The organism is Clostridium yunnanense (genome assembly GCF_016595795.1).
Taxonomy (GTDB): Bacteria; Bacillota; Clostridia; order Clostridiales; family Clostridiaceae; genus Clostridium_AR; species Clostridium_AR yunnanense.
This window is the reverse complement of record NZ_JAENHN010000028.1, coordinates 64,633-81,197: the sequence shown is the minus strand read 5'-3', so window position 1 is coordinate 81,197 and position 16,565 is coordinate 64,633. Positions and strand designations below refer to the sequence as shown.

18 protein-coding genes are annotated in these 16,565 nt (G+C 31.7%); 5 read left to right on the top strand and 13 right to left on the bottom strand.

All coding sequences use genetic code 11. The annotated features are described in order from the left end of the window. Window positions 1-268: 268 nt before the first annotated feature. Both ahpC and ahpF read left to right on the top strand, forming a co-directional pair. Window positions 269-832 carry an alkyl hydroperoxide reductase subunit C gene (gene ahpC, locus JHL18_RS09770; protein WP_200268591.1) on the top strand — a complete coding sequence of 188 codons (564 nt, stop codon included), beginning with the start codon at window positions 269-271 and terminating at the stop codon, window positions 830-832. A 10-nt stretch (window positions 833-842) separates the two neighbouring features. Next, window positions 843-2,372 (top strand): alkyl hydroperoxide reductase subunit F, encoded by a 1,530-nt coding sequence (ahpF, locus tag JHL18_RS09765; protein ID WP_338025462.1) that lies wholly within the window; start codon window positions 843-845, stop codon window positions 2,370-2,372. 176 nt (window positions 2,373-2,548) lie between these two features. Here ahpF and JHL18_RS09760 read toward each other — a convergent pair whose 3' ends face one another. Continuing rightward, window positions 2,549-3,058, bottom strand: a complete 510-nt coding sequence (locus tag JHL18_RS09760) for a sterol desaturase family protein (protein ID WP_200268589.1) — start codon at window positions 3,056-3,058, stop codon at window positions 2,549-2,551. 640 nt (window positions 3,059-3,698) lie between these two features. Here JHL18_RS09760 and JHL18_RS09755 point away from each other — a divergent pair. After that, window positions 3,699-3,902, top strand: a complete 204-nt coding sequence (locus JHL18_RS09755) for a hypothetical protein (protein ID WP_200268588.1) — start codon at window positions 3,699-3,701, stop codon at window positions 3,900-3,902. A gap of 9 nt (window positions 3,903-3,911) precedes the next feature. Here JHL18_RS09755 and JHL18_RS09750 read toward each other — a convergent pair whose 3' ends face one another. Then, window positions 3,912-4,205 (bottom strand): CD3324 family protein, encoded by a 294-nt coding sequence (locus tag JHL18_RS09750; RefSeq protein ID WP_200268587.1) that lies wholly within the window; start codon window positions 4,203-4,205, stop codon window positions 3,912-3,914. Window positions 4,206-4,798: 593 nt separating this feature from the next. On the opposite strand from JHL18_RS09750, the gene JHL18_RS09745 reads away from it, so the two are divergent. Beyond that, window positions 4,799-5,458, top strand: a complete 660-nt coding sequence (locus tag JHL18_RS09745) for a FusB/FusC family EF-G-binding protein (protein ID WP_200268586.1) — start codon at window positions 4,799-4,801, stop codon at window positions 5,456-5,458. A 210-nt stretch (window positions 5,459-5,668) separates the two neighbouring features. Here the strand turns inward: JHL18_RS09745 and fsa are convergent, their stop codons facing one another. From fsa to udp, 4 genes are all read right to left on the bottom strand, one after another. Next, window positions 5,669-6,316 carry a fructose-6-phosphate aldolase gene (fsa, locus tag JHL18_RS09740; RefSeq protein WP_200268585.1) on the bottom strand — a complete coding sequence of 216 codons (648 nt, stop codon included), beginning with the start codon at window positions 6,314-6,316 and terminating at the stop codon, window positions 5,669-5,671. A gap of 29 nt (window positions 6,317-6,345) precedes the next feature. Beyond that, window positions 6,346-7,023, bottom strand: coding sequence for a YczE/YyaS/YitT family protein (locus tag JHL18_RS09735; protein ID WP_200268583.1), 678 nt, complete (start codon window positions 7,021-7,023; stop codon window positions 6,346-6,348). A gap of 85 nt (window positions 7,024-7,108) precedes the next feature. Next, a complete protein-coding gene (gene cdd, locus JHL18_RS09730) occupies window positions 7,109-7,510 on the bottom strand; it encodes a cytidine deaminase (RefSeq protein ID WP_200268581.1) in 402 nt (133 codons plus the stop codon). Window positions 7,511-7,543: 33 nt separating this feature from the next. After that, the gene (udp, locus tag JHL18_RS09725) at window positions 7,544-8,326 is read right to left on the bottom strand and encodes a uridine phosphorylase (RefSeq protein ID WP_200268579.1); all 783 of its coding nucleotides are present in this window, start codon (window positions 8,324-8,326) and stop codon (window positions 7,544-7,546) included. 405 nt (window positions 8,327-8,731) lie between these two features. On the opposite strand from udp, the gene JHL18_RS09720 reads away from it, so the two are divergent. Then, entirely contained in the window at window positions 8,732-9,466 is a 735-nt protein-coding gene (locus JHL18_RS09720; protein WP_200268577.1) for a GntR family transcriptional regulator, read from the top strand. A gap of 54 nt (window positions 9,467-9,520) precedes the next feature. On the opposite strand, the gene rlmH is transcribed toward JHL18_RS09720, so the two are convergent. The 7 genes from rlmH to JHL18_RS09685 all read right to left on the bottom strand — a co-directional run bounded on the left by rlmH (window position 9,521) and on the right by JHL18_RS09685 (window position 16,417). Continuing rightward, window positions 9,521-10,000, bottom strand: coding sequence for a 23S rRNA (pseudouridine(1915)-N(3))-methyltransferase RlmH (gene rlmH, locus JHL18_RS09715; protein ID WP_200268575.1), 480 nt, complete (start codon window positions 9,998-10,000; stop codon window positions 9,521-9,523). Window positions 10,001-10,371: 371 nt separating this feature from the next. Then, entirely contained in the window at window positions 10,372-11,013 is a 642-nt protein-coding gene (locus tag JHL18_RS09710; protein WP_200268573.1) for a lactate utilization protein, read from the bottom strand. Between the two features lie 295 nt (window positions 11,014-11,308). Beyond that, the gene (locus tag JHL18_RS09705) at window positions 11,309-13,303 is read right to left on the bottom strand and encodes a methyl-accepting chemotaxis protein (protein ID WP_200268571.1); all 1,995 of its coding nucleotides are present in this window, start codon (window positions 13,301-13,303) and stop codon (window positions 11,309-11,311) included. Window positions 13,304-13,557: 254 nt separating this feature from the next. Then, window positions 13,558-14,061, bottom strand: coding sequence for an SEC-C metal-binding domain-containing protein (locus JHL18_RS09700; protein WP_200268569.1), 504 nt, complete (start codon window positions 14,059-14,061; stop codon window positions 13,558-13,560). 82 nt (window positions 14,062-14,143) lie between these two features. Then, window positions 14,144-14,308 carry a CxxH/CxxC protein gene (locus tag JHL18_RS09695; protein WP_200268567.1) on the bottom strand — a complete coding sequence of 55 codons (165 nt, stop codon included), beginning with the start codon at window positions 14,306-14,308 and terminating at the stop codon, window positions 14,144-14,146. Between the two features lie 26 nt (window positions 14,309-14,334). Beyond that, window positions 14,335-15,129, bottom strand: a complete 795-nt coding sequence (locus JHL18_RS09690) for an MBL fold metallo-hydrolase (RefSeq protein ID WP_200268564.1) — start codon at window positions 15,127-15,129, stop codon at window positions 14,335-14,337. 25 nt (window positions 15,130-15,154) lie between these two features. Then, window positions 15,155-16,417, bottom strand: coding sequence for a UDP-N-acetylglucosamine 1-carboxyvinyltransferase (locus tag JHL18_RS09685; RefSeq protein WP_200268562.1), 1,263 nt, complete (start codon window positions 16,415-16,417; stop codon window positions 15,155-15,157). Window positions 16,418-16,565: the final 148 nt, after the last annotated feature.

Here is a 16,565-nt window from a genome sequence, read left to right as displayed (position 1 = left end):
TAATATCTATATATAAATTGCTTATTAAAATTTTTTCTATTTATACTTTATATCTTAGATTATAAACAATATACAACAAGTACAATCTTTATATTATGTTAAATAGTTCTTGGAATAAATTAAGAAAATTTATACAAAACTATTGACAAATAATTCTTTAGTTTTATAATTAATATTAAGTAATAATTATTATTACTTATCACTAACTATACACCGTATATAAAATTCAATTTTAATTATAAAACCAAATTTAGGAGGTATTTTTATTATGTCACTAATAGGAACAGAAGTAAAACCATTCAAAGCATCAGCTTATAAAAACGGCAAGTTTTTAGATGTTACAGAAGCAGATTTTAAAGGAAAATGGAGCGTAGTTTGTTTCTACCCTGCAGACTTTACATTTGTATGTCCAACTGAACTAGAAGACTTACAAGATAACTATGAAACTTTAAAGTCACTAGGAGTTGAAGCATATTCAGTTTCTACTGATACTCATTTCACTCACAAAGCATGGCACGACACTTCAGAGGCAATTAAGAAAATTACTTACACTATGATAGGAGATCCGTCACATACTATATCACGTAACTTTGATGTATTAATAGAAGCAGATGGTCTAGCTGATCGTGGTACTTTTATAATAGATCCAGATGGCGTTATTCAAGCTGTTGAGATAAACGCTGGTGGTATAGGTCGTGATGCAAGCATTCTTGTTAATAAGATTAAAGCTGCTCAATACGTTAGAAATAATCCTGGTGAAGTTTGTCCTGCTAAATGGAAAGAAGGTTCTGAAACACTTAAACCAAGTCTTGATCTTGTAGGAAAGATCTAAGGAGAAGCTTATTATGCTTGATTCAGATATAAAGGGTCAATTAGCCCAATATCTTCAATTGATGGAGGACGACGTCCTTATTAAAATCAGTGCAGGATCTGATAATATATCAAATGATATGATTTCATTAGTAGATGAACTAGCCTCTATGTCACCAAAAATTAAAGTAGAGAAAGCAGCATTACCAAAAACCCCTAGCTTTAGTGTCAATCGCATCGGTGAAGATACAGGCGTAACTTTCGCTGGTATTCCTTTAGGTCATGAATTTACTTCATTGGTGTTAGCTTTGCTACAAGTTAGCGGAAGACCGCCAAAGGTTGACCAAAAAATAATTGATCAAATTAAAAACCTTAAAGGACAATACAATTTTCAATCTTATATTAGTTTAACTTGCCACAACTGTCCTGAAGTGGTTCAGTCTCTAAACCTTATGAGTATTCTTAACCCTAACATTACTCATACGATGATTGATGGTGGAGCTTTCAAAGAGGAAGTTGAAAGCAAAAATATAATGGCTGTGCCGTCAGTTTTCTTAAATGGTGAATTCTTTGGCAGTGGACGTATGACTGTAGAAGAGATTCTTGCAAAGCTTGGTACTACTCAAGATCCATCAGAATTCAGTAACAAAGAACCTTATGATGTTCTTGTTGTTGGAGGTGGTCCAGCAGGAGCAAGCGCAGCCATTTACGCCGCACGTAAAGGAATCCGTACAGGAATTGTTGCTGAACGTTTCGGCGGTCAAGTGATGGATACTGTAGGAATTGAAAACTTTATAAGTGTAAAGTATACGGAAGGCCCTAAACTTGCAGCAAGCCTTGAAGAGCATGTAAAGGAATATGATGTTGATATCATGAATTTACAACGAGTAAAGGGATTGACCAAAAAGGATCTAATTGAAGTAGAGCTTGAAAATGGTGCTGTTTTAAAGAGTAAGGCTGTAATAATTTCAACAGGTGCTCGTTGGCGTAACGTTAATGTTCCTGGAGAAAATGAGTTCAAAACAAAAGGTGTAGCATATTGCCCTCATTGCGATGCTCCTTTATTCAAAGGAAAACATGTAGCAGTAATTGGAGGTGGTAATTCTGGTATCGAGGCAGCCATTGATCTTGCAGGAGTTGTAAATCATGTAACTGTTTTAGAATTCTTACCAGAGCTAAAAGCCGATGCTGTGCTTCAAGAACGCCTTTATAGCTTAAAAAATGTAACTGTCATAAAAAATGCTCAAACAAAAGAAATAACTGGTACTGATAAAGTTACTGGTATCTCTTACATTGAACGTGATACTCAAGAAGTTAAACATATTGAATTACAAGGAGTATTTGTTCAAATCGGTCTTGTACCAAATACAGATTGGTTAAATGATTCAGTCGAACGTAACCGCATAGGCGAGATAATTGTTGATAATCATGGTGCAACAAACATACCTGGAGTATTTGCCGCAGGAGATTGCACAAACAGTGCATATAAACAAATAATTATTTCCATGGGCTCAGGTGCAAATGCGGCTCTAGGTGCATTCGATTATCTAATAAGAAATTAAAGTTAGTAAAAAAAGAAGAAGAATAGTCCACCCCTCTGGACCTCTTCTTCTTTTTAATTTCCTAAATATTTTTACTTATACACCTATATAAAAACTTATAATTAATTTGTATTTAAAAACTTTGCCCAAAAACTAGAAGAGTGTTTAAAATGGTTCTAGGTCTAAAGTTACCATCTTTATCTAACCTTTTTTATAGTTCCAAATATAACATCCCACAATCTAGTTCCAATCCCAAAGTTATATCTATACATATAATGATGTATCCTATGATGTTCCTTTAGTTTATTAAATAGCTTAAGTTTCAACACAAATAAGTGTTCATTTCTTTTATGAAAATAATAATGCACAAATTCCTCCCACATATTATAAAGAATACATACTATAAGAAACAAAATTCCAAGAAACTTACTCCTCATAAATATTACAATAGCTAAAGGAAGGTACAGTACTATATTCCTTAAGATTTCACCAAAACTTGATAGAACGGTTTCCTTATCTATCACTTCGAGCTCATAGGAATCTATTCCATGAAATACTTTATGATGAACTTTCACATGTTCTTGCTCATAAGAATTATGAAGCAGAAACCTATGAAGACAATATTCAATTAAAGAAGAATATAATAAACCTGCTATTATAGTCATTACTAATATAATTAAACTAGATAATTCTTTTATCTCATACAAAATCTAGCCTCCTTTTTATAAATTAAAGTATTAAAATATTTTTAAATGATAATAATTCTCATAATCTTTATTATAAACCATCTTTTAAGGTTTGTTAATAGTAATTATTTACCACCCAATCTATTTATATTTATACTATAAGTTGTAGATATAGTATTTGTGAATAAATATAAAAAGTATATATTTTTTAAGCTTTATTTAATGTATCTATCTTATACTGATTATAAAAACCTTCAGCATTTTGTTTACTCTAGTTACTACTCTAATGAATTACCTAATATATAAACAAATTAATTATAAGTCAAAAGAACATGACTATGGTGTTTTAGTATTTGGTGCTACTTACATCCCAGCATTTCTAATGAGTAACTTCATATATAATGACATTATAGGAACAGCTTTATTAACTAGTTCTATATATTTTATAATTAGATTTGTAAAAGAAAAAACTATTAGAAACATCATTTTTTTCTATACTTTTATCTATTGATAACTACTTCAGAGGAAAATAAAGACTAAAAGATATGACGAATTATTTTTAGTTTTAGTAATCCTAGGCTTTATTGGATTATATATATTACGGGAGATAAAATCTAGGTATATATACCCAGTATATTCGTTATTAGTAATTTTATCTTACATGGCTTTTAAAGATACGTATGACTTTTTCTTAAAGAACAACATAATAAAACGCATCTCATCAATTAACACCCAAAAAACAACAAATATTAGTGCTAATAAAGGTATGAATGGAGGAAATGGATTTAATATAATCAATCCTCTAAATCTAACGGAACTCATAACTGAGGATGAGAACTCTAGCAAAAATGCTAGAGTTTTTTAATCTTATTTATCATTCTGTATTATTCTTGAACACAATCTTCTTTTGCTGACCAATAATCCTTCTTATACTTTTATCAGAAAGATAATACTCCTGAGCTAAATCCAAAATTGCAGCACCGCTTATATATTTTAGGTAAATTTCTTCATTCCTTCTTTTTAAAGAACTTCTTGAACCGCTATTTTCTCCCCACTTCTTTTGCTCTTCTTCTCTTCTAGGTATATATAAATATTCACCATTCACATATTCTTGAATAATTTTCACTATATCATCTGGCAAAACATTGTATGCATTACTATACTTCATATCTTTACTCCTCCAAAAATTTAATTTTTTGTTGAAGCAAAGACCAAAAAAACTGTTACAAAGCTATGTTTGCAACAGTTTTTATTCTTAATATAAAGGAATAAATGTATGAAATTATCTATTAAATTAACCAATGCTGAATAATTGAACGCTAATTAAAGCTCTTTAGTGAAAATCAAAAAGAACTTAAATAAGACCATAAAATTCAACATCAGCTATTTTAATAAATTAATCTCCAAGCAAAGCATAGCCGATTTAGTTTTTATGGCCTTCGCAAGGAGTGATTCTTAATCCCAATTCATGTTTGCAAATCATACTATTTACACCTTTCATATATATTTACATCTAATTGTTTTAATAAATTATACTTATATTATACTGTGTTTTTATAAAGTTCTCAATTAGAATTTTATACCTGTAAAGATCACAAACAAAAATGTTTCTATGCTCATAATCATTACAGAATTATTAATTAGATTGAGCACTTATTTTAACTCATGTTATTATTTTATTGTAGTAACCCCATAGAGACCATCTTATTTAAGGCAATATAAACCTTAAAGATATACTTTAGAAAAGAGGCAATGAATTTTATGAAAGCTTTTATAAAGAAACATCAATATAATTATATAAAAAGATGCTTAAATGATTTAAGTAACACTTACAAAACTTGTTCTGATAGCAATGTCATTGATGCTTTTAAATCATATACACAGGATAAGATATTCAATCTTTTTCCTAGCTTATCAGAAGAAGAGCGAGAACTACTTATCCTTGACAAAATAAATGATCCATCTGATATCAATAATTATTTAACTAGTTTAGATAAATATGCATATGGTATGCCTGTAATCACAAGCACTCAAATCAGCAAACTGTTTAAAAAAGAAAAGAAACTTAAGTTGCCAGACCTAAATCAAGAAAATTCAAAAAATGTATACCTAGGTTGGATTGATAAAGCTAGTAACAAACTATTTGTAGCTTACAATATGGATGATAAAATTATAGGTATGGCGTGTAGGATAACAAGTACAGACTCTAAAAAGGCTAATATTTGTTCCTTGTGCAATTGTATACACGTAGAAAATGAAGTAGCCTTTGTTTCTCCTATCTGTAAGACATCTAACGCTGCAGAAGGTGGCTATAAATCAATCGGCTTTACTATATGTTTGGATAGTGACAAATGTAATGATCGAATAGAATCCGTGGAAAAGCTTGAGGACATCTTAAAAGAAGTCAATAATATAAAGTAATAAGCTCATGTATATCCAAACTGTCTATATTGCAAGCCTAAACAACTAGGGTCAATAGCTAATTTTGATTTACACAAATTTAGCTATTGACCCATTAAAACTATCTAGTCTAGATTTTAAATCTACTTAATTGCACAAGCTTTTCACTTATTATATCAACTACTATTATAAACTTTCTACCTACTACTAATACTTTACTTAAATTTAATTCTACTTTCCAAAAGCTGATTCCCAATCTGCTTTAAACTTCTCTAATCCCTGATCTGTTAATGGGTGCTTTACCATTTGAAGCACCAAACTATAAGGAACTGTAGCGATATGTGCTCCAGCCTTTGCTGCTTGTATAACATGAATTGAGTTTCTTACGCTAGCTGCTATTATCTCTGTTTCTATAGCATGGATTTCAAAAATTTCTGCTATATCTCTTACCAATTCCATTCCATCCATTGATATATCATCTAATCTTCCTAAAAATGGACTTACATAAGTTGCGCCTGCATTAGCCGCAAGTAAAGCTTGTGTTGCTGAAAATATAAGAGTTACATTTGTTCTTATTCCTTCGCCAGCTAAAACCTTAGTAGCCGCTAAACCTTCTACTGTCATTGGAATCTTTACTATCATATTTTTGTGAATTGCAGCTATTTCTCTACCTTCTTTTATCATTCCTTCTGCATCTTCACTCACAACCTCTCCACTTATGGGGCCATCTACTATTTCTGTTATATCATTTATGACTTCATTAAAGTCTCTACCTTCTTTGGCTATTAATGATGGATTTGTAGTAACACCACAGATTACTCCCATTCTATTGGCTTGTTTAATATGTTCTACATTTGCTGTATCTAAGAAAAATCTCATATCATCTATCTCCTTTTATTTTTATCTAGTTACTCAACAACTAACTTACTTAAGTTCATCTTCTTTAGAATTGTTTTATCAAAAACTTCTGATATCTTTTGTATAATCGGTCCAGCTATACAAGCTGCAATAACTGTGACAACACCAATCTTTCCTCCAAGCGTGAAACCTAATAATAGCGATATAACATCACATATTATTTTAGCTATCTTATATTGAGCATTTATTTTATCTCTTAAGACCATAATTACACCTGTAACTGGGTCCATTCCTATGTTCACTGCTATAAATATACCAATACCTAAAAATAACATTGAACATCCGCAAAAAGAAGTTAGTATTCTTCCACCTAAACTACTTGTTATATTTAGGGATTCATAAAACTTAAATCCTATACTCACGAAATTACCCATAGGAAGTGCATATATAAATGTTCCTATATTTATATATCTACGGCCAAAGATGAACACCATGGCCAACAGAATAAAATTAACTAAGTTAGTTACGAGTCCAAGTTTTTCTGGCTGAAGCCCAAGCATATTTCTAGCACCATCATATAAAACTGCCACAGGGTCATTTCCTAACGCCCCTGCAGAATTAAAAGCTAATCCAAAACCTACAAGTGAAACTCCCACTAATGATATTACTATCCTTATTATAAAACTCTTATATGATTTATTCTTCACATTACTAATTGCATTATCCATTACCTGTATATACCCTTCCTCTGTAAGCGCTTCCACATTTGTTTTACATATAGGATAATCTACTTAGAGATTATCCTACTCTTTATTAATCCAAGTCTTCTTTAGTAAAAGACATTGGTAGTAATTCCTCAATATTAGTTATCTTCTCTACTTTATGATTAGATAACACTATTGGTGTGTGTCTCTCCAATAGTTCTACTAACACTTGTCTACATGCTCCGCAAGGAGTTGCTAAGGTTTTACCATTACTTACAATGGCTATAGCTTCTATATCCTCTTGTCTATACCCATTTGAGTAAGCTTGGAAAATTGCATTTCTTTCAGCACAGTTTGTTAGACCATAAGATGCATTTTCAACATTAGCACCTATAAAATATTTATTATCTTTCGTTAAAACACACGCTCCAACTTGATAATTGGAATAAGGTACATACGCATTTTCAGCTGCTTTAAATGCTCTATCTATGATATCTTGATACTTATCCATTCTACCCCTCCTTATGCTTTACAAATTATCTTACTAACCTATTTTTTCTTTATCAGACTTTATTAAGTTTCTAATACCTTCTATAGCAACTTCTATTGCTGCTTCTGTATCATGTACTTGTATATTTTCTAATCCTGCTCTTTCACGTTCTTGATTTGCAACCACTAAGAATACTGATCCTACCCTTACTTTCAAATAGCTACCTGCTACAAATAAAGCTGCAGACTCCATTTCAGATGCTAGCGTTCCACATCTTAACCATGCATTCCACTTGTCCATCAATTCATAACTAACTGGTTTTGTCTCTGGAGAATGTTGTCCATAAAATGAGTCTTTACATTGTACTACACCAACATGATAACTTTTATTCAAATCCTTAGAAGCCTTAACTAATGAGTTTACAACATCGAAGTTAGCTACTGCAGGAAACTCAATTGGTGCATATTCCTTACTTGTACCTTCCATTCTAATAGCGCCAGTAGCTACAACTACATCTCCACCCTTAACATCTATATCCATTCCACCACAAGTTCCAACCCTAATAAAAGTATCAGCGCCGCAATTTACCAGTTCCTCTAAAGCTATGGCAGCTGATGGACCACCTATACCAGTAGAGGTCACACTTACCTTAACTCCATCTAAGTATCCTGTGTATGTAACGTACTCTCTGCTGTCTGCAATTAATTTAGGATTATCAAAGTGTGCTGCTATCTTTTCACACCTTTTTGGATCTCCTGGTAGTATTACATACTTTCCAACTTCCCCTTCTCCAACATTAATATGATATTGTTTTCCTGAACCTTGTGAGTAAATCATATTTGCCCCTCCATATATCTCTAATATAAATAATATTCGTTATACGTTTACAGATATGCTATAAAAAATAAATATATCTTTAACATGTCTATTTACTTGTACTTTGTCTATACACTGAGTTTAGCATGTCTACTTTTTCCTGTCAAGTTCTTTTCTACCCGCTCTGTTACGCTTTAATTTTTTAATAATTATCAGTTATTTAAAGTGGTTAAGATAGTTTTAACTTAATAAATTCACGCTTTATATAGTTCCTTTATAGCTATAACAAAGCTATTATAAGTATTCTATTGTTTAATCATAAAATTATAGCTATAATTAATATTAATAATATTTTGTATACAACTTAAAGGCTAGTGGATATACTTGTCTAGACAAATTCATACTCAGCAGAAAGGTGTTATTTTAATGGATCAATTTAGTATTGTTGAAAAGGAAAAGGAATTAAAGTTTGTAGCTGTATATAATCGACTTTTTAAAATGATTAATGAAGGTACTTTTCCTGAAGGAAGTAGACTACCATCAGAACCAGATCTATCAAAGCTACTTGGGGTTAGTCGAACAACGTTAAGACAAGCACTTGCGCTACTGCAAGATGATGGAGTAGTTAAAAATATCAGAGGAAAGGGAAACTTTATAATAAAGTGTCACTCTGATAAACCTATTGGCTTAGAGACTATTGGACATCCAGTGTATAGCTGTTCAACTGATACCATAGATGAGGTTAAGTTGCAGCTACGTATAGAACCTTCCACAGACTATTTCAATCAAACCTTAGGAAAAAAAACCGCTGCTGTAGTATTAATAGATAGATGGTATAAATCACAAGAGTATACCTCTGCTTACTCTTTTACCTTATTGCCAATAGAAACCATCTCAAAGTTTAATATAGATTTGAATGATAAAGATAAAGTTCTACAGTTTGTAGAAAAGGACATTTATGATATATGTAGTAATGTATTAACCGAAATTAAATATTCAACCTCTGGCAATTTTACAGCAAAAGCATCCCCAATATCGCCAGAAAACCAATTTTATTTAATACAAGAAACTATGTATGAGGATACGGAGTTTCCTATAGTTTCTAACAAACACTATCTTCCGATAAAATCAAGTTCTATTAAATTTCATCAAAGAAAATAAAGAAATCACCTTCTGGTGATTTCTTTATTTTGATTAGCTCTAATTTATCTTGATTTACTTGTGGTAAGGTTCACCTTTCATTATCCTATAAGCTCTATATATCTGCTCTAAAAGCATAACTCTAAACAATTGATGAGGAAATGTCATCTTAGAAAAACAAAGCTTATAATTAGCTCTTTGTATAACTTCCTTTGATAGACCTAAGGACCCACCTATTACAAAACATAACTGACTTTCCCCCTTAACTCCCAAGTCACCTATAAGGGTTGAAAATTCTTCTGAGGATATCATATTACCCTTTAAATCTAAGGCTACAACATACATTGTATCTTTTATGGATTTTAGTATAAGTTGCCCTTCCTTTTCCTTTATTTGAAGCTCTTCTTTTTCCGATGCATTGTCTGGAGTCTTCTCATCAGTTAACTCTATAACATCTAGCTTACAATATCTTTTTAGTCTCTTTGAATATTCATCTATAGCATCTTTTAAGTACTTTTCTTTTATTTTACCTACTGTTATTAAGGTTATGTTCATAAATCTATATCTCCTAATCTGTTTTTATCTCTTAGCTCATAAGTTCATACCTAATATTATTTCTTATTTATTATATATTTACTAACTAAAAGAGTAAACAAGCCATTTTGTAGTAGCAACGTTAACCTGAATTTATTTAACTTTCCTGCCATCTGTCCCAACTAATTATATGTGATGAGACTCCATAATGATGTATATTATTCTTAAACACATAAACAAGTTAAAATCTTATCTAAATAACTTTTTAAAAATTTACTTATAAAATGCGGTTTTGAGTGCATTTCACTATACTTTCCTATACAGTAAAAAAAGAACTTTAATATACTATTCAGCTATTAAAGATCCTTTTAATATGAGATAAACCTATTCTCTTAGAAGCCTAAGTTTTCATTTAAGATTAATACATGCATCCTTGTATTGTCACCTTGTCTTTTTATCACTGTATACTCATTGCAAATTCTATCATTACTACTGCAATTCATACAATAACCAACTTTTGCACAAGGAGTATTCCTATTAAGTCTTTTTGCATTTATAGGTGCTGAGATTCTCTTATTTCTCTCTACAGCTTCTTCAATATTCTTAACAATCTTATTTACTCCACACACTACTATAACTTTATCCGGGCCAAAAAGCATAGCTGCTATCCTGTTTCCTCCACCATCTACATTAAATAGTTCTCCGGCTTCAGTTAAAGCATTTGTACTTGTAAAAAAAGCATCTGCACTAAAAGTCTTTCTATGAACTTCTTTCATTCCTTCTTTTGTAATTCCTTTAGCTGCTCTATCTAAAAAGTTATATCTTCCACTTCTTAGATGTTCAAGTAAACCTGTCTCAGTAAGTGTAGCAGAACCTCCACAGCTCACAGTTTCACCTTCTGAAACCAACTCGCAAATCTTTTCTATAAGCTCTTCTCTACTCTTTATATAGTATCCATTAATACTATTCTTATTTAGAGCTTCAATAGTTCTTTCTATCTTTTTTTCCTTTGACCAACACACATTTAAATCCAAAGCAAACACCCCCAAATATTATAGTTACATTTAGTTCTAAATTAACAGGATATAAATCTTGCTAACTAGTCTTGTATCGCTAAAATAATTATATCATAGGTTTATTCTATTCAATTTGGCACACAGGCATTAAATTCATCATAGCACCAAAACCCTTGAGAGTTTTAAAAATAGATTTCGGATAAAAGTGATACATCTATAGCAATAGACCTAATTGAATTATAAAACTCTAAAGAACAAAAAAAATTAGCACCGATTAATATACTCGGTGCTAATTTCTATTCTTATATACTTATTATAATTTAAATTTATCTATCTTTTCTTCTAATGTAACTGCTATTTCTTTTAACACTTCTGCGTTTTGATTAAATTCATCCATTGTAGCAGATATTTCTTCTGTTGATGCAGAAACCTCTTCTGTACTTGCTGCAGTTTCTTCAGATATTGCTGACATACTCTGCATGTTCTCCATTATGTGGTCCTTACTCTTGTCCACTACATCTATAGATGTTTTAACACTGTTTATAGCCTCAGACAATAAGCCCATAAATTCAGATATAGTCTGAAGATTATTCTTAGTCTGTTCAACAGCTTCTGATTGACTGCTGATTGCCGTTTTTGTATTTTCCATTGCATTAAGTGCATTCCTTGATTTTGAGTCCACTAAATCTATTATGGAACCAATTTCCTTAGTTGATTCTGTTACTTGTTCAGCAAGCTTTCTTATTTCATCAGCAACTACTGCAAAGCCTCTTCCTGCTTCCCCTGCTCTAGCTGCTTCTATTGCTGCATTTAAAGCAAGCAAGTTAGTTTGTTCCGCTATCTCATTTATGATATTAGTGAAGGATTTGATAGTTCCTACCGAGCTTGTCATATCATTTACTGCTTCTTCAATATTTTGCGATGACTTGTTTGTCTCTTCAGATTTTTCACTAAGTACGTCCATTGTTGTTATTCCATCATTAGTCATATCTTGAGTTACCATTGCTAAACTAGTCATATTCTCTATTTGATCATAGGCAACCTTAAGTTCACTTATAAGTTGTTGAAGCTCATAAACTCCCTCTTCAATATCCTTAGCTTGCTCTGAACTTCCAGCAGCAACCTGGTCTACAGTTTTTGCTACATCACTAATTGCAGTGGTAACATCACTACTCATTGTTGCTATTGTTACCGCTGTGCTTTCCATTGTTAAAGATGATTCTTTTACTCCTGCTATTAATGAATTCATACTAGTTATCATCTCATTAAAGCTATCAGCTAATTGGCTAAACTCATCCTTAGTGTTTATAACAACCTTATGAGTTAAATCACCGTTCGCTGCTTTATTTAATCCTAGTCTTATCTTATCTATATTTCTTGCTATATATGTACTTATTCCATATGCAACACCTATGTTAATTACTAAAGTTATTATCATATCTATTATAGAAGTCTTTATTAACACTTTAGTATCTTTAGTAAGTTCACTTTCATTCATAGATGCAAATATAATCCATCCAGTTACCTTATTCTTATCATAGCTTACGTATTTCTTATCTCCATTAAATGTATACTCTTCAAATCCATTTGGGTTTTTTTCAACATTATTCCAGAAACTTTGTTTCTTAGCTTCATCAGTTCCAACCAAACTAGCTGTAGGATGAGAAATTAATACTCCTTTGTTGTCAGATATATAGACGTATCCTTCTTCTCCTACCTTTACATTTGAAAAAGTTTTAGCTAAGTTTTCTAAGCTTAAATCTATAGATACTACACCTATAACTTGCCCATCTTTCTCAAGTGTTTTTGATAGAGAAATAACTAACTTACCTGTTGCTGCATCCTTATATGGAGAACTAAACGAAACCTTTCCTTTATTGTTTATAGCATCTGTATACCATGGTCTTGTAGTAGGATCATAACCATTTGGCATAGTAGTCTCCGGATATATAGTCATCTTTTTATTAACCAAGCCTACATAATCATTTACTATATCCGGATTCTCGTCCTTAAATCCTTTAAGCACATCTAATACACTGGCATCATCACCTTTTATATCATCCAACTCAGACATAGTATCTATAGCGCTAGAAAATATTAAAAAATAATTATCAATTATCTTATTAGTTAGATCAATTTCTTGAGTAGTAGTCACTTTTAACTTATTATATAATGTACTTTTTGACTGATAGTTAGATATTAAAGCGAATGCTAATAGTGGAATCTGACATATTAAAATAAAAAATAATATTAATTTTACTCTTATACTTCTAAACCCTAAACTATTCTTTTGCTTTTCTTTCTTCATACTTTTCCTCCTGGTTTTTATTTGCAAGATTAAAATAAAACTAAAACATTCATCTTAGTGATCTTCCACTTGTCATTTATGTAATATTCTAGTATTTATCTCCACACATAGTTATCGTTATCATTACCAATTCATTAACACTTTCTCACTATTTTTATTGCTATATATTTTATATGAAGTTATGGAATACGGAAAAGGTTCAGTAGATGTAACTACCGAACCCTTTATATCAATACCTAGTTTAAACCTAGTATCTATTCGCCTTTACCACAGCACTTTTTATACTTCTTTCCACTTCCACATGGACATGGATCATTTCTACCAATTTTATTTTCATTTCTTGCTATTTTTGATTCTCTATACTGAACACCTATTTCTTTTCTTTTTTCTACTGAGAATATTCCATCCCATTGAGGAAGATCGTAAAGATAGTCAGCTTTAGCATCTAACATATTAAAATATAGTTGTTCAAAATCTATATCGAAAACTAATTCTTGATCAGCAGCTATACTTTCAAGCTCATAAGGATTTTTAAGACTTTCGTTTATACCATCAACGAATCCCATTACAAATTCTGATGTTGTGTTATAATCTTTAGCTAACTGTTCAATTGTAGCTTTCTTTACTGTATTGTGACTACCAAGCAGTTCAGTGTATATTCTTCTTTCTATATCACTATATTCTGACCAAAAAGCTGCTTCCCCCTTAGTCTTAACATAATCTACAACCATATCTGTCCATTGACTATATAAACTCATTATATTATCTCCTTCTTAATGTTATTCTATTGAAATTATACTAATTACTTCTATGTTTTTCAAGATTATAATTTATAATTTGCTATTTTTCCCCACTGATTTTGTATACTGCCTTCAACTTGCAATAACTGCATATTCCAGTATCCGTATTTTCTAAAGTAGGAAAGGTCTCAAATTTATCTATGTACTCATCGATTGCCATATCCACATGATCTTCACAACTTAGCTTTTCAATATAATCGCTCATTATATCATACCTTTCTTATATTTAAATTATTTAAGCTCGATATAACTACTTGGTTTATGTCTATCTGCTAGAGTTAGATAAACATCTCTTCCATCTTTTATATTGTTATCATTCAATACATTTAATACTGTTTGGAAAGCTAAATCCGGATGATTATTGGTATTACTTAAATGCCCTAATATTATCTTCTTAGGCTCATCTCCTGTAAGTATATCTACAATTGCTTTACCACAATCCTCATTTGAAAGATGCCCTATTTCACTTAATATCCTTCGCTTTAAAGGATATGGATAAGGTCCATATTTAAGCATCTGTATGTCATGATTACTTTCCAAAAGTATAACTTCAGAATCCTTTATATTTTCCTTTATCTCCTCAGTGAATGTACCAAAGTCTGTTGCAACACTTACTGACTTCCCTTTAGACCTTATAGTATACCCCATAGGGCCAGCAGCATCATGAGGTATATTAAAACACTTAACTTCCAAGTCTTTAACTTCAATTGTACTTCTTTTATCTATAATTCTGATATTTTCTTCTTTTATTTTGCCTACTTGATTCTCCATGGCATTCCAAGTAGCTTCATTTGCATATATAGGAATATTGTACTTCCTAGATAAAACTCCTATACCTTTAATATGATCTGAATGCTCATGGGTTATAAATATTCCATCTATTTCGGAAGGATTCTGTCCTATTTCACTTAAAGCTGAATCAATTTTCTTCCCTGGCAGCCCAGCATCTATTAGTACTTTTCCGCTATCTGAACGCACAAATATACTATTGCCACTACTACCACTGTATAATGAGCAAAATATCATGCCTTTTCCCCCATGATTCTATTTTTTATTCCTCTTGTATTCTGTATATATCTGCACCTAATTCTCTAAACTTAGTTTCTATATGCGGATACCCTCTATCAATGTGTTCAATACTGCATATCTCAGTTTTTCCTTCCGCAACTAAGCCTGCAATAACCATTGCAGCCCCAGCTCTAAGATCTGTAGCCTTTACAATTGCACCTGTCAACTTGTTTACACCTTCTAAAACAGCAACTCTGCCTTCAACTTTCACAGATGCACCCATCTTCTTAAGTTCATCAAGGTGTTTTAATCTGCTTTCCCATATTGTTTCTGTTATCATACTTCTTCCATCAGCTACACAAAGAAGCGTAGACATAGGCTGTTGAACATCTGTTGGAAATCCAGGGTATGGCGCAGTCTTTATGCTAACTCCTCTTAACGGCTTATCTACCGCAACTCTAATACTGTCATCGCCTTCTTCAATTATTGCTCCCATCTCTAAAAGCTTGGCAGTTATTGATTCAAGATGCTTCGGAATAACATTTGTTATTGTAACATCACCTTTAGTTGCAGCAGCAGCAATCATGAAAGTACCTGCTTCAATTTGATCAGGTATAACACTATAGTTGTGTCCTTTCATAGACTCTACTCCTCTTATTCTTATTATATCAGTTCCAGCACCTTTTATATCAGCACCCATTGAATTGAGGAAGTTTGCTACATCTACTACATGTGGCTCTTTTGCAACATTTTCTAATATAGTTACGCCTTCAGCCATAGTTGCTGCTATCATAACATTAATAGTAGCTCCTACACTTACAACATCAAAAAAGATGTTAGCTCCAACTAATCTATCTGCTTTTATATTTACAGCACCATGCTCTATTATAACCTCTGCTCCCATAGCTTCGAAGCCTTTTATATGTTGATCTATAGGTCTAACCCCTATAGGGCATCCTCCTGGAAGATCTACCTTTGCTCTCTTAAATCTTGATAACATAGCCCCAATGAAATAGTAAGAAGCTCTCATAGCTCTCACATCTGCTGTGCATGCTTCTACCGTATTCATATCTGATGAATCTATCTCTAAAGTATTATTATCTATCTTATTTACAGTACATCCTAAACCTTTAAGTATTCTCTCTAAGCAGTGAACATCTTCTATATCAGGTATATTATCTATTATAGATTTCCCTTCACTTGCTAATATAGCTGCAGGTAATATAGCTACAGCTGCATTTTTTGCACCAGCAATTTCTACTACTCCCCTAAGCTTGTAGCCTCCATTTATAACTAACCTTTCCATACTACTTCACCCTTGCTCACTTATTTTATATATATAAATTCCCCTAACTAAAGAACAATTATCCAAATAATGCCTTACAATTTTCAACAAAATATTACATACAAGATTGTTAAAAATCGCTAAATAAAGCACTTGTCCATAGTTTCCA